Genomic DNA, 12,456 nt, shown 5'->3' with positions numbered 1-12,456 from the left:
GACCTGCCGAATGACCGGCCCAGCCGGGTCGGCTACCTGCCCGACCGGGACCAGACGCTGATGAAACTGCTGGTCGCCGGCCCGTTCGGGGTCGGCAAGACCACCCTCATCCGCACCCTCTCCGAGATCGCCACCCTGCACACCGAGGAGGCGATGACCGAGACCGGACGGCCGGTGGACGACCTGGCCGGACTGCCCGAGAAGTCCACCACCACCGTCGCGGTCGACTTCGGCCGGCTCACCCTGCCCGGCAACACGGTGCTCTACATGTTCGGCACCCCCGGCCAGCGCCGCTTCTTCCCGCTCTGGCAGGACATCGCCCGCGGCGCCCTGGGCGCCCTGGTGCTCGCCGACACCCGCCGGCTGGCCGACTCCTTCGAGATCATGGACATGGTCGAGGAGCAGGGCCTGCCGTACGCCGTCGCCGTCAACCGCTTCCCGGACTCCCCGGACCACCCGACCGAGGTGCTGCGCGCCCACCTGGACCTGCACGCCGCGACCCCGCTGCTGCTGTGCGACGCGCGTGAGCGCGGGAGCAGCCTCGACGCGCTGATCGCCCTGACCGAGCACGTCCTCGACACCCTGCCCGCCGCCTCCACCGACCTCCGGGAGCGCCCGTGACCGTCGAGACCCGACCGACCCCGATCTACGGCCCGGTCTTCGCCGCCGACCCGCAACTGGTGTACGAGCGGCTGCGCCGCCACGGCGCGGTCGCCCCGGTGGAGATCGCCCCCGGCGTCGAGGCCCTGCTGGTCACCGACTACCAGGCCGCCCTGGACCTGCTGCGCGACACCGACACCTTCTCCAAGGACTCCCGCGCCTGGCAGGCGACCGTCCCGCCGGACTCCCCGCTGCTGCCGGTGCTCGGCTACCGCCCCACCGCCCTGTTCAGCGACGGCGCGACCCACGCCGGCTACCGGGCGGTGATCACCGACGGCCTCGCCCTGTTCGAACCGCACCGGCTGCAGCGCCAGGTCGCCGAGGTCGCCCACCAGCTGATCGACCGCTTCGCCACCGTCGGCCACGCCGACCTGATCGCCGAGTACGCCCGCCAGCTGCCCGCCTTCGTGCTCACCACCTGGTTCGGCGTGCCCGAGGAGCAGCACGCCGACGTGGTGGCAGCGATCACCGGCCTGATCGAGTCCACCGCCCGGGCCGGCGCCGCGTACGGCGAGCTCGTCGCGGTGGTCACCGCGATGGTCGCCGAGCGCCGCGAGCGCCCCCGGCACGACCTCGCCTCCTGGTTCGTCACCCACCCGGTCGGGCTGGACGACGACGAGGTGATCCGGCAGATCACCCTGACCCTGATCGCCGGGCACGAGCCGACCACCAACCTGATCGGCAACGCCCTGCTGCGCCTGCTCACCGACGCCCGCTACGCCGGCTCGCTGTTCGGCGGCGCGATGACCGCCCACCAGGCGATCGACGAGGTGCTGTGGCACGAGCCGCCGATGGCCAACCTCTCGGCCCACTACCCGCGCTACGACATCACCTTCCACGGCCGCGAGATCAGGGCCGGCTCCCTGGTGCTGGTCTCGTACGCGGCCGCCAACTCCCAGGCCGCGCCGCCCACCGACGGCGGCGAACTGCGCAGCGGCGAGAGCGCCCACCTGGCCTGGGCGGCCGGCCCGCACGCCTGCCCCGCCCGGGACCCGGCCCTGCTGATCGCCATCACCGCCATCGAACAGCTCACCAGCCGCCTCAGCGACCTCGAACTGTCCACTCCGGCAGGGGATTTGCTCTGGCGCCCCGGCCCGTTCCACCGGGCCCTGGTCCACCTCCCGGTCCGCTTCGCGCCGCTGGCCCAGTAGCCGGACAGCCAGAGGGCCCGGGCGACGAGGCGTTTCCAGCGATCGTCGTCCGGGCTCTCCGCGGTTCCTGCTACTCGGCCGGCTTCAGCGTCAGCGAGATGCTGTTGATGCAGTAGCGCTGGTCGGTCGGGGTGCCGTAGCCCTCGCCCTCGAAGACGTGCCCCAGGTGCCCGCCGCAGCGGGCGCAGCGCACCTCGACCCGGCGCATGCCGAGCGAGGTGTCCTCGATGTACTCGACCCGGTCCTCGGCCAGCGGCGCGTAGTAGGACGGCCAGCCGCAGTGGCTGTCGAACTTGGTCTCGGAACTGAACAGCTCCGCCCCGCACGCGCGGCAGCTGTAGACGCCGACCGTCTTGGTGTCGGTGTACTCGCCGACGAAGGGGCGCTCGGTGCCCGCCTCGCGGAGCACGTGGTACTCCTCGGGGCTGAGCTGGGCGCGCCACTCGGCCTCGGTCTTCTCGATCTCGTAGCTCATCACGACTCCCGCTCGGCGTACGTCAGACGTTGGAGGCAACGTTCGCGAGGTGCTTGAGAATTTCGGGCCCGAGGTTGGTGACGTCACCGGCGCCCATGGTGAGCAGCAGGTCGCCCGGGCGGGCCAGGCCGGCCAGCAGGGCGGGCGCGGCGGCGAAGTCGTGCTCGGCGGTGACGTCGGCGCCGGCCCGGCGGGCGGCGTCGATGATCAGCTCGCTGGTCACGCCCGGGATCGGGTCCTCGCGGGCCGGGTAGATGTCCAGCACCACGGAGGCGTCGGCCAGCGCCAGCGCCCGGCCCATCTCCTCGGCGAGCTGCTGGGTGCGGCTGAACAGGTGCGGCTGGAAGACCACCAGGACGCGGCCCTCGCCCTCCAGGCCCTCGCGGATGGCCTCCAGGTCGGCGGTCATCTCGGTGGGGTGGTGGGCGTAGGAGTCGATCACCTGGACGCCGGCCGCCTCGCCCTTGAGCTGCAGGCGGCGGCGCACTCCGGTGTAGGCGCCGAGCGCCTTGGCCAGGTCGGCGGCCGGGACGCCCAGCGCGATGCCGGCGGCCAGCGCGGCCACGGCGTTGTGGGCGTAGTGCCGGCCGGGCACCGAGACGGTGAAGGTCAGCTCGGCGCCGTCCAGCAGCACGGTGACCTCGCTGGTCATGCCGCGGGGGACGACCGAGAGGACGCGCAGGTCGGCGTCCTCGGCGGCGCCGACGGTCACCACGTCGAGGCCCTCGCGGCCGGCCACCCGGGAGGTGAGCTCGCGGGCGCCGTCGTGGTCGGCGGAGACGACCAGGGTGCCGCCGGGGGTGATCCGGCCGACGAAGGTCTCGAAGGACTCGTAGATCTCGTCGATCGAGGCGTAGTTGGCGTGGTGGTCGAGCTCCACGTTGAGCACGATCGCCACCTCGGGCGCGTACTTGTGGAAGCTGCGGTCGCTCTCGTCGGCCTCGGCGACGAAGATCTCGCCGGTGCCGTGCTGGGCGTTGGAGCCGGGGGCGTCGAGGTCGCCGCCGATCGCGTAGGACGGGTCGAGGCCCAGCTCGCCGAGGGCGACGGCGAGCATGCTGGTGGTGGTGGTCTTGCCGTGGGTGCCGGCCACCGCCAGCGCCCGGCGGCCGCCCATCAGCGCGGCCAGCGCGTCGGAGCGGTGCACCACCGGGATGCCGCGCTCGCGGGCCGAGACCAGCTCCGGGTTGTCGGCGCGGATCGCGCTGGAGACCACGATGCTGCTGGCGCCGTCCGGCACGTGCTCGGCGGCGTGACCGACGTGCACGGTCGCGCCGAGGGCGCGCAGCGCGAGGACGGTCTCGGACTCCTTGGAGTCGCTGCCGGAGACGCTGGCACCGCGCACTGCGAGGATCTTCGCCAGGCCGGACATCCCGGCGCCGCCGATGCCGATGAAGTGCGGGGCGTGCAGGTCGTGCGCGGCGTCGTTCAAGGCGTGGCTCCGTACGGGCGGGGGCTGGGTGGGCACAGGTGGGTCCTCGCGATGCGCGAATCGTCCTCGCGGCGGACCGCAAGGACGATTCTGCACCACGGGCGCGAGAGGTCAGGAGTCGCTGGCGAAGAGCCTCAGCACCGGCACCCCCACCTTGTGCCGGGCCTGGGAGGCCCAGTCGCGGTGGAAGAACTCCTCCACGAAGTGCGGTGAGGTGAGCACCACCACCTCGTCGGCCCGGTGTTCCTGGACCGCCGCGCGCAGCCGGTCCAGCGGCTTCTCCTCGACCAGTTCGCCGATCGCCTCGGCCCCGGCCGCGCGCAGGTGGCGCAGGCTGTGCTCCAACGACTCGCTGGCGACGGTCGGTCCGCTCTCGGACTCGTCGTGCTCGTGCACCACCTTGTCGAGGTGGCCGAGGGCGACGTCGTCGAGCGCCCGCAGCAGTTCGTCCTGCTTGCCGCGCGGCTGCATCAGGACGACGAAGGACACCTTCTCGTCGCTGTGGAGCGTCGTGACGAGCTCCACGTCCGCGTCCGAGAGAGCCTTTTCGATCATCAGTACCGTCTTGAACACGTGAGTCCCTTCCAGTGGCCGGCCCCCGGGCCCCGGCATCGCATAACGGGATCACGATCGGGGGGTCACGGGGTCATCCGAACCCAGGTGACGCAGGTAGCGGGTGAAGAGGAATCCTTTCTGCTCGATCAATGAGACCAGCCGCATCCGCTGCACGTCAGGCATTTCCGCACGGTAAAGGATGCGCGGCGCGTCGCCTCCCGTGACCAGCGGGGCCAGTGACAGGCACAGCTCGTCCAGCAGGTCCGCCGCCGCCAGCTGCCCCAGCAGCCGCGGTCCGCCCTCGGTCAGCAGGCGCGTCCAGCCCCGCTCCACCAGGGCCGCCACGCCGGCCCGCAGGTCGACCGAGCCGCGTCCGGCGAGCACCACGTCGGCCACCTCGGCGACCTCCCGGCGACGCTCCTCGGCGGCGTCCTCGACGGTGATCACCACCGTCCTGACCAGCGGCTCCGTGAACAGCGGCGCGCTCAGGTCGAAGTCCAGCGACCGGCTCACGATCGCGATCGCCGGGGCCGGGGACTGCCCCGCCGCCGCCCGTGCGGCCGCGAACTCCCGCCGGGCCCGGGCCGGCCGGTAGCCCTCCGCCCGGACCGTCTCGGCGCCGACCAGCACCACGTCCGACAGGGCGCGCAGCACACCGAAGATCCGCTTGTCCGCGTCGCCGGACAGGCCCTCCGACAGGCCGTCGAGCCGCGCCCCGCCGTCCAGCCCCGACACCATGTTGGCGCGCAGCCACGGGCGCCCCCGATTCACCTGGTCGGGGTACGCGTAGACGGCGGCGAGCGATTCCAGATCGGACGGATCGGCGACCGGAGCGCCCAACGGGCTGATCAACTGTTGCATGTCCTCAGTGTTCCACCGAGGGCCGTTCGGAGGCGTTTCGAGGGCGGTCACCGGCAGGCGTACCCTCTACTACCGTGCCCGCAGCCTCCCGCCCCGCCACCGCGACCGATCCGATAGCCGCCGCGAGCCCGGCCGGCGACCCGATCGCGCTCACCGACCGCCGCCCCGTCGTGCCCGCCGAGCGGCTGGTCGCCGAGATGGTCCCGCCGCCCCGGTTCGCCGACGTGAGCTTCGGGACGTACCTCCCGGACCCGACCCAGCCCAGCCAGTACGAGGCGGTCCAGGTCCTGGAGCAGTTCGCCGGCACCCTCGGGGGAGGAAACGGTTCTGCGCCCAAGCGCAGCTGGTTCCGCCGCTCCGCCCCCGCGCCCACCGGCCCGGCCGGGGTCTACCTCGACGGCGGCTACGGCGTCGGCAAGACCCACCTGCTCGCCTCGCTCTGGCACGCCGCCCCCGGCCCCAAGGCCTTCGGCACCTTCGTCGAGCTGACCAACCTGGTCGGCGCGCTCGGCTTCCAGCAGGCCGTCCGGACCCTCTCCGGACACACCCTGCTCTGCATCGACGAGTTCGAGCTCGACGACCCGGGCGACACCGTGCTGGTCTCCACCCTGCTCGGCCGACTGGTCGAGAACGGCGTCAAGCTGTGCGCCACCTCGAACACCCTGCCGGAGAAGCTCGGCGAGGGCCGCTTCGCCGCCGCCGACTTCCTGCGCGAGATCCAGGGCCTGTCCGCGCACTTCCGCCCGATGCGGATCGACGGCCAGGACTACCGCCACCGCGGCCTGCCCGACGCCCCGCCGCCGTACGCCGACGACGCCGTCGAGGCCGTCGCCGCCCGCACCCCCGGCGCCTCCCTGGACGACTTCGACGCCCTCCTCGGCCACCTCTCCGCCGTCCACCCCAGCCGCTACGGCGCGCTGCTGGACGACGTCACCGCCGTCTGCCTGCGCGGCGTGCGCCAGGTCGACGACCAGTCCACCGCGCTGCGCCTGGTCGTCCTCGCCGACCGGATGTACGACCGCGAGCTGCCCATCACCGCCTCCGGCCTGCCCTTCGACCAGGTCTTCCCCGAGGACATGCTGCGCGGCGGCTACCGCAAGAAGTACCTGCGCGCGATATCGCGCCTGGTCGCCCTCGCCCGCGACAGCGCGAAGGGCTGATCCGTGACCGACCTCCCCGTTCGGCCGTTGGACCAACGGCCGAACGAGGAGGTCGGATGACCGGAGACGGCTACCACACCCGTTGGGTCGTGCCGCCGGAGCACCGCGAGAGCGAGGAGTACCGGGCGGCAGGGCGGCGGATGGCGCCGGCCGAGGCGCGAGCGCGGAGTGGCGGGTGTACACGGGGCTCGACGAGGAGACCGTCGAAAGCATCGAGGAGAGCGGGGTCGACCCGACCCTGCCGCTGATCGAGCTGCTCGCCGCCGCCTTCGACGCGGCCGTGCGCATCGACCCCGCCCGCGAGCCCGGCATGAGGTTCGAGGCGCACGCGGCCTGACCGGAGCGGCCCCGGTTGTCAGTCGGGGGTCGTACGGTGGAGGCGTGCGTCCCATCACGAGTATTGAGCGGTCCGTGGCGCCCTTCGAGGTCGTCAGTCCCTACCAGCCGAACGGTGACCAGCCCGCGGCGATCGCCGAGTTGGAACGGCGGATCAGGGCGGGGGAGAAGGACGTCGTGCTGCTCGGTGCCACCGGTACCGGCAAGTCGGCCACGACGGCCTGGATGATCGAGAAGCTGCAGCGCCCCACCCTGGTGATGGCACCGAACAAGACGCTGGCCGCCCAGCTGGCGAACGAGTTCCGGGAGCTGCTGCCGAACAACGCGGTCGAGTACTTCGTCTCGTACTACGACTACTACCAGCCCGAGGCGTACGTCCCGCAGACGGACACCTACATCGAGAAGGACTCCTCGATCAACGAGGAGGTCGAGCGGCTGCGCCACTCGGCGACCAACTCGCTGCTCACCCGCCGCGACGTGGTCGTGGTCGCCTCGGTCTCCTGCATCTACGGCCTCGGTACCCCCCAGGAGTACGTGGACCGGATGGTCCCGCTCAAGGTCGGCCAGGAGATCGACCGCGACGTCCTGCTGCGCCGCTTCGTCGACATCCAGTACGCGCGCAACGACGTGGCCTTCACCCGCGGCACCTTCCGGGTCCGCGGCGACACCATCGAGATCTTCCCGGTCTACGAGGAGCTCGCCGTCCGGATCGAGATGTTCGGCGACGAGATCGAGTCGCTCTACACCCTCCACCCACTCACCGGCGAGATCATCAGCCAGGACGAGCAGATCTACGTCTTCCCCGCCTCGCACTACGTGGCCGGCCCCGAGCGCATGGAGCGGGCGATCACCGGCATCGAGCAGGAGCTGGAGCAGACGCTCGGCAAGCTGGAGAAGCAGGGCAAGCTGCTGGAGGCCCAGCGGCTGCGCATGCGCACCACCTACGACATCGAGATGCTGCGCCAGATCGGCACCTGCTCGGGCGTCGAGAACTACTCGATGCACTTCGACGGCCGCGAGCCCGGCTCCCCGCCGAACACCCTGCTGGACTACTTCCCGGAGGACTTCCTCCTGGTCATCGACGAGTCGCACGTCACCGTCCCGCAGATCGGTGCGATGTACGAGGGCGACGCCTCGCGCAAGCGCACCCTGGTCGAGCACGGCTTCCGGCTGCCGTCCGCGATGGACAACCGCCCGCTGAAGTGGGAGGAGTTCCTCGGCCGGATCGGTCAGACGGTGTACCTGTCGGCGACGCCGGGCCCGTACGAGCTGTCGCGCGGCGACGGCCAGGTCGAGCAGATCATCCGCCCGACCGGTCTGATCGACCCCGAGGTGATCGTCAAGCCGACCGAGGGCCAGATCGACGACCTGGTGCACGAGGTCCGCAAGCGGGTCGAGCGGGACGAGCGCGTCCTGGTCACCACGCTGACCAAGAAGATGGCGGAGGACCTCACCGACTACATGCTCGGCCTGGACATCCGGGTCCGGTACCTGCACAGCGACGTGGACACCCTGCGCCGCGTCGAGCTGCTGCGCGAGCTGCGCGCGGGCCGGTTCGACGTGCTGGTCGGCATCAACCTGCTGCGCGAGGGCCTTGACCTGCCGGAGGTGTCGCTGGTGGCGATCCTGGACGCGGACAAGGAGGGCTTCCTGCGCTCCGGCACCTCGCTCATCCAGACGATCGGCCGTGCCGCCCGCAACGTCTCCGGTCAGGTGCACATGTACGCGGACCGGATCACCCCGTCGATGGAGAAGGCGATCGACGAGACCAACCGCCGCCGGGCCGTGCAGCAGGCCTACAACAAGGAGCACGGGATCGACCCGCAGCCGCTGCGGAAGAAGATCGGCGACATCCTGGACACCCTCGCCCGCGAGGACGTGGACACCGACGAGCTGCTCTCCACCGGCTACCGGGGCCAGGGGAAGGGCAAGGCCCCGGTGCCGGTGCTGGGCGCGGAGCGCAAGCCGGCCAAGTCGCTGCCGGCGGCCGAGCTGGCGGAGCTGATCCAGGAGATGACCGACCGGATGCACACGGCGGCCGCCGACCTCCAGTTCGAGGTCGCGGCCCGGCTGCGCGACGAGGTGAAGGAGCTGAAGAAGGAGCTGCGGCAGATGCGCGAGGCGGGGGTGGCCTAGCAGGCCTGTACGGCGGCCTCGGGCGTCGGGCTTGGGCGTCGGGCTTGGCCGGTTCGGCACCGGTCAAGGCCTGCGGTGTCTCATCCTTGCCACAAAGCGGGTAACCCGGAGGAGTCGCGGGTGCCGCAGGCCCTAGGCTGGCCTGCGGCATCGCGCCCTCGGGACGGGGAAGCGGGCCGTCAGCAGAGGGGGCCTCAGCCGGGGGACGGCGACGGGGTGTTCCACCGGGGAGCCGTGCGGCAACGACCGCGTGGCCGGCAGAGAGGACAACGTCGTGTCGGTGAACCTTGCCAAGGGGCAGCGGGTCAGCCTCCAGAAGGGGGCGGGCGACACCCTGACCGTGGTCCGGATGGGGCTCGGCTGGCAGGCCGCCCCCAAGCGGGGTCTGTTCGGCAGCCGGACCAGGAAGATCGACCTGGACGCCTCGGCACTGCTGTACGCCGAGAAGACTCCGTCGGACGTGGTGTTCTTCCAGCACCTGGAGTCCACCGACGGCTCGGTGCGGCACACCGGGGACAACCTGGAGGGCGGTTCGGGCGCGGAGGACGACGAGGCGATCCTGGTCGACCTGCTGCACGTGCCGCCGCACATCACCCAGGTGGTGTTCACGGTCAGCTCGTACACCGGGCAGACCTTCGCCGAGGTGCGCCAGGCGCACTGTCGGCTGCTGGACGAGACCACCGGCGTGGAGCTGGCCCGGTACGAGCTGGCGGGCGGCGGGCCGCACACCGGGCAGATCATGGCGAAGGTGGTCCGGGACGGCAACGGAGGCTGGGAGATGCAGGCGATCGGTGCCCCGGCGAAGGGGCGGACGTTCCAGGACCTGCTGCCGGCGATCGAGCCGTTCCTCTGACGGTCCTTTACCTTCTTTACCCTTCCTTGCCTTCCCTGTTACTCTCGATGGCAGCGGAGGGGAGTATTCCCCAACAGCCGACCCCGTCATCACGGGCGCCCGTCGCGGCGCCCCGGGGCGCTGGTCCCCGGGCGAGCCCGTGGGCGGAAGAGACCTCCGGCAGTGACGACCTTTCTCGCCCAGCTGCCGGAGGAGCAGTAAATGGACGTTTCCGTAACCATGTGGGCCACCACGATCGGTGTGCTGATCGCACTGATCGTGGCGGACTTCTTCATCGGCGGGCGCAAGCCGCACGAGGTCTCGATCAAGGAGGCCGGGATCTGGACGGCCGTCTGGGTCGCGCTGGCGGTGCTCTTCGGCGGTTTCCTCTGGTGGCACTCCGGCGGGCAGCCGGCGGGCGAGTTCTTCGCCGGCTACATCACCGAGAAGTCGCTCAGCGTCGACAACCTCTTCGTCTTCATCCTGATCATGGGCAAGTTCGCGGTGCCCAGGATCTACCAGCAGCGCGTGCTGATGTTCGGCGTGATCATCGCCCTGGTGCTGCGGGCGGCGTTCATCGCCGGCGGCGCGGCGCTGGTGGCGCAGTTCTCCTGGGTGTTCTTCCTCTTCGGCGCGTTCCTGATCTGGACGGCCTGGAAGCTGATCAAGGAGGCCCGGGCGGGGGAGGAGGACGAGGAGTTCGAGGAGAACCGCCTGCTCAAGTCGATCACCCGGCGCTTCCCGTCGACCGACCGCTACCACGGCACCAAGCTCTCCATCGTGGAGAACGGCCGCCGGCTGATCACCCCGATGCTGATCGTCATGCTGGCGATCGGCACGACGGACGTGCTGTTCGCCCTGGACTCGATCCCGGCCATCTTCGGCCTCACCCAGGACCCGTACATCGTCTTCACGGCGAACGCCTTCGCCCTGATGGGCCTGCGCCAGCTGTACTTCCTGATCGGCGGCCTGCTGAAGAAGCTGGTCCACCTGAGCTACGGCCTGTCCGTGATCCTCGGCTTCATCGGCGTGAAGCTGGTGCTGCACGCGGCGCATGAAGCCGGCGCCCACGTCCCGGAGATCGGCATCCCGTTCTCCCTGGGCTTCATCGTGGTGGTGCTGGCCGTGACGACGGTGACCAGCCTGATGGCCTCCAAGAAGGCCGAGCAGGCCGAGCCCGAGCCGCAGAAGCTCGACGCCTGAGGCGCCCGAGGCACCTGAGGCACCCGGAGCACCCGAGAACCGCCGGGGCCCCGCGACGGTCTGCGTCGCGGGACCCGGCGCGTCCGGGAGCGAGGGTCACCAGCCGCGCTCGCGCCACTCGTCGAGGTGGGGGCGCTCGGCGCCGAGGGTGGTGTCGTTGCCGTGGCCGGGGTAGACCCAGGCCTCGTCGGGGAGGACGTCGAAGATCTTCTCGTTGACGTCCCGGAAGAGGGTCCTGAAGGCCTCCGGGTCGCCCCAGGTGTTGCCGACGCCGCCGGGGAAGAGGCAGTCGCCGGTGAAGACGTGGGGGTGGCCCTGGGGGTCGTCGTAGACCAGCACGATCGCGCCCGGGGTGTGGCCGACCAGGTGCCGGACGGTGAGCTCGACCTCGCCGACCCGCAGCTTGTCGCCGTCCGCGAGCAGCAGCTCGGTGGGCACGTCGATGCCCTCGGCGTCGTGCTGCCCGGCGGCGGTGCGGGCGCCGGTGGTGGCGACCACCTCGGCGAGGGCACCCCAGTGGTCGTGGTGCCGGTGGGTGGTGACCACCGTTTCGAGGTCGTCCCCGACGGTCTCCAGCAGCACCGGGGCGTCGGCGGCCGCGTCGATCAGCAACTGTTCGTCGGTGGCCCGGCAGCGCAGCAGGTAGGCGTTGTTGTCGTACGGGCCGACGGCCACCTTGGTGATGATCAGGTGGGCCAGCTCCCGCACGTCCGGCGGTCCGCCGACCTTGACCGCTCCGTGGTACGTCATCCGTCCGCTCCTCGTCCGGGTCCGGTTGCAACAGGGTTCAGGATCATCCTGACTCCGTCAGCCCAGCGGGGGAAGCTGGGGGAGCGCGGTGTCGGGGATGCGCTTGAGGTCCGCGCCGTCGGAGCGGCCGGAGAGCCAGGCGAGCAGGGCGCGGACGGGGCCCTGGACGGTCAGGGAGACGGGACCCGAGCCGATCAGGCCGCGGTCCCCGGTGTCCTCGGCGACCAGGTCGACGGCGGGCAGGTCGGTGCCGTGGAGCTTGAGGGCGAGCTTGTGGAACTCGGCGACGGCGAACTCCTCCGGCCACTCGGCGGGGGAGTAGCCGCCGTCCAGGTCGACCAGGTGGTACTCCAGCTCGCCGAGGCGCTTCCAGACCAGGTCGCAGGCCGGGAAGACGGCGCCGGAGCGGTGGCGCACCTCGGCGGCCCAGTCCTCGTCGGTCATCAGCGCGACGGCCGCGAGGAAGCGCTCGTGCGACTCGCGCAGGTCGGCGAGCTGCTCCTCCAGCGGGCGGCCGGCGCCGTCCTGGATGCCCTGCTCGCGGGCCTCCTCGCTGGCGTACTGCGGGATGTCGGTGCCGGTGCGGGCGCCGGTCAGCAGGTTGACCAGGGAGTCGGCGTTGCGGGCGAGGTGGGCGAGCACGTGGCCGCGGGTCCAGCCGGGGAGCGCGGAGGGCTCGGCGACGGCGTCGGGCTTCAGCTCGGCGACGGTGTCCAGCAGGCGCCGGGTGCTGCCCTCGACCAGGCTCAGCCGCTCGGCGGCGACGGCGGCTGCGGAGGCTGCGGACTGCGGGTCGGTCATCGAATCTGCCTTCGGTGCGAGACGGTGCGTTGCCCGGAGCGGGCTCCGCTCGTTGACCAGGCGACGCTATCGCCGAATCCGCGTCCTGAGCAGGGGCTTTTTCG

At 71.4% G+C, this 12,456-nt stretch carries 13 protein-coding genes; 7 read left to right on the top strand and 6 right to left on the bottom strand.

The window, feature by feature from the left end; translation table 11 throughout:
• Positions 1-60 precede the first annotated feature (60 nt).
• Positions 61-621: a GTP-binding protein gene (locus ACIRVF_RS23635; RefSeq protein WP_402821290.1), complete on the top strand. Its 561-nt coding sequence runs from the start codon at positions 61-63 to the stop codon at positions 619-621.
• Positions 618-1,811, top strand: a complete 1,194-nt coding sequence (locus ACIRVF_RS23630; RefSeq protein WP_402821058.1) for a cytochrome P450 — start codon at positions 618-620, stop codon at positions 1,809-1,811. The genes ACIRVF_RS23635 and ACIRVF_RS23630 overlap by 4 nt, the downstream gene beginning before the upstream one ends.
• Positions 1,812-1,881: 70 nt before the next feature.
• On the opposite strand, the gene msrB is transcribed toward ACIRVF_RS23630, so the two are convergent.
• From msrB to ACIRVF_RS23610, 4 genes are all read right to left on the bottom strand, one after another.
• Positions 1,882-2,286, bottom strand: coding sequence for a peptide-methionine (R)-S-oxide reductase MsrB (msrB, locus tag ACIRVF_RS23625; RefSeq protein WP_402821055.1), 405 nt, complete (start codon positions 2,284-2,286; stop codon positions 1,882-1,884).
• A gap of 22 nt (positions 2,287-2,308) precedes the next feature.
• Positions 2,309-3,697 carry a UDP-N-acetylmuramate--L-alanine ligase gene (gene murC, locus ACIRVF_RS23620; protein ID WP_402821287.1) on the bottom strand — a complete coding sequence of 463 codons (1,389 nt, stop codon included), beginning with the start codon at positions 3,695-3,697 and terminating at the stop codon, positions 2,309-2,311.
• Positions 3,698-3,829: 132 nt separating this feature from the next.
• Complete coding sequence (locus tag ACIRVF_RS23615) at positions 3,830-4,291, bottom strand: indole-3-glycerol phosphate synthase (protein ID WP_402821052.1); 462 nt, start codon at positions 4,289-4,291, stop codon at positions 3,830-3,832.
• A gap of 51 nt (positions 4,292-4,342) precedes the next feature.
• The gene (locus ACIRVF_RS23610; protein WP_402821049.1) at positions 4,343-5,134 is read right to left on the bottom strand and encodes a pyrimidine reductase family protein; all 792 of its coding nucleotides are present in this window, start codon (positions 5,132-5,134) and stop codon (positions 4,343-4,345) included.
• Between the two features lie 113 nt (positions 5,135-5,247).
• Here ACIRVF_RS23610 and zapE point away from each other — a divergent pair, with 113 nt between their 5' ends.
• From zapE to ACIRVF_RS23585, 5 genes are all read left to right on the top strand, one after another.
• The gene (zapE, locus tag ACIRVF_RS23605) at positions 5,248-6,294 is read left to right on the top strand and encodes a cell division protein ZapE (RefSeq protein WP_402821284.1); all 1,047 of its coding nucleotides are present in this window, start codon (positions 5,248-5,250) and stop codon (positions 6,292-6,294) included.
• Between the two features lie 175 nt (positions 6,295-6,469).
• On the top strand, positions 6,470-6,631 hold the full coding sequence (locus tag ACIRVF_RS23600; protein ID WP_402821046.1) for a hypothetical protein: 162 nt from the start codon (positions 6,470-6,472) through the stop codon (positions 6,629-6,631).
• Positions 6,632-6,675: 44 nt separating this feature from the next.
• Positions 6,676-8,766, top strand: a complete 2,091-nt coding sequence (uvrB, locus tag ACIRVF_RS23595; protein WP_402821043.1) for an excinuclease ABC subunit UvrB — start codon at positions 6,676-6,678, stop codon at positions 8,764-8,766.
• Positions 8,767-9,040: 274 nt separating this feature from the next.
• Positions 9,041-9,619 (top strand): TerD family protein, encoded by a 579-nt coding sequence (locus ACIRVF_RS23590; protein ID WP_402821040.1) that lies wholly within the window; start codon positions 9,041-9,043, stop codon positions 9,617-9,619.
• A 201-nt stretch (positions 9,620-9,820) separates the two neighbouring features.
• Positions 9,821-10,801, top strand: a complete 981-nt coding sequence (locus ACIRVF_RS23585) for a TerC family protein (RefSeq protein WP_402821037.1) — start codon at positions 9,821-9,823, stop codon at positions 10,799-10,801.
• 96 nt (positions 10,802-10,897) lie between these two features.
• Here ACIRVF_RS23585 and ACIRVF_RS23580 read toward each other — a convergent pair whose 3' ends face one another.
• Together ACIRVF_RS23580 and ACIRVF_RS23575 are read right to left on the bottom strand one after the other, a co-directional pair.
• Complete coding sequence (locus ACIRVF_RS23580) at positions 10,898-11,551, bottom strand: MBL fold metallo-hydrolase (protein WP_033353480.1); 654 nt, start codon at positions 11,549-11,551, stop codon at positions 10,898-10,900.
• 57 nt (positions 11,552-11,608) lie between these two features.
• Positions 11,609-12,352 (bottom strand): maleylpyruvate isomerase family mycothiol-dependent enzyme, encoded by a 744-nt coding sequence (locus ACIRVF_RS23575; RefSeq protein WP_402821032.1) that lies wholly within the window; start codon positions 12,350-12,352, stop codon positions 11,609-11,611.
• Positions 12,353-12,456: the final 104 nt, after the last annotated feature.

The organism is Kitasatospora sp. NPDC101157 (assembly GCF_044768255.1).
Classification (GTDB): domain Bacteria; phylum Actinomycetota; class Actinomycetes; order Streptomycetales; family Streptomycetaceae; genus Kitasatospora.
Note: the sequence above shows the minus strand (reverse complement) of the source record. Positions and strands in the feature narration are given on the sequence as shown.

Coding starts and splice junctions, on each gene's coding strand:
- ACIRVF_RS23635 (WP_402821290.1), top strand. CDS start 61: ATGAAACTGCTGGTCGCCGGCCCGTTCGGGGTCGGCAAGACCACCCTC.
- msrB (WP_402821055.1), bottom strand. CDS start 2,286: ATGAGCTACGAGATCGAGAAGACCGAGGCCGAGTGGCGCGCCCAGCTC.
- ACIRVF_RS23610 (WP_402821049.1), bottom strand. CDS start 5,134: ATGCAACAGTTGATCAGCCCGTTGGGCGCTCCGGTCGCCGATCCGTCC.
- ACIRVF_RS23585 (WP_402821037.1), top strand. CDS start 9,821: ATGGACGTTTCCGTAACCATGTGGGCCACCACGATCGGTGTGCTGATC.
- ACIRVF_RS23580 (WP_033353480.1), bottom strand. CDS start 11,551: ATGACGTACCACGGAGCGGTCAAGGTCGGCGGACCGCCGGACGTGCGG.
- ACIRVF_RS23575 (WP_402821032.1), bottom strand. CDS start 12,352: ATGACCGACCCGCAGTCCGCAGCCTCCGCAGCCGCCGTCGCCGCCGAG.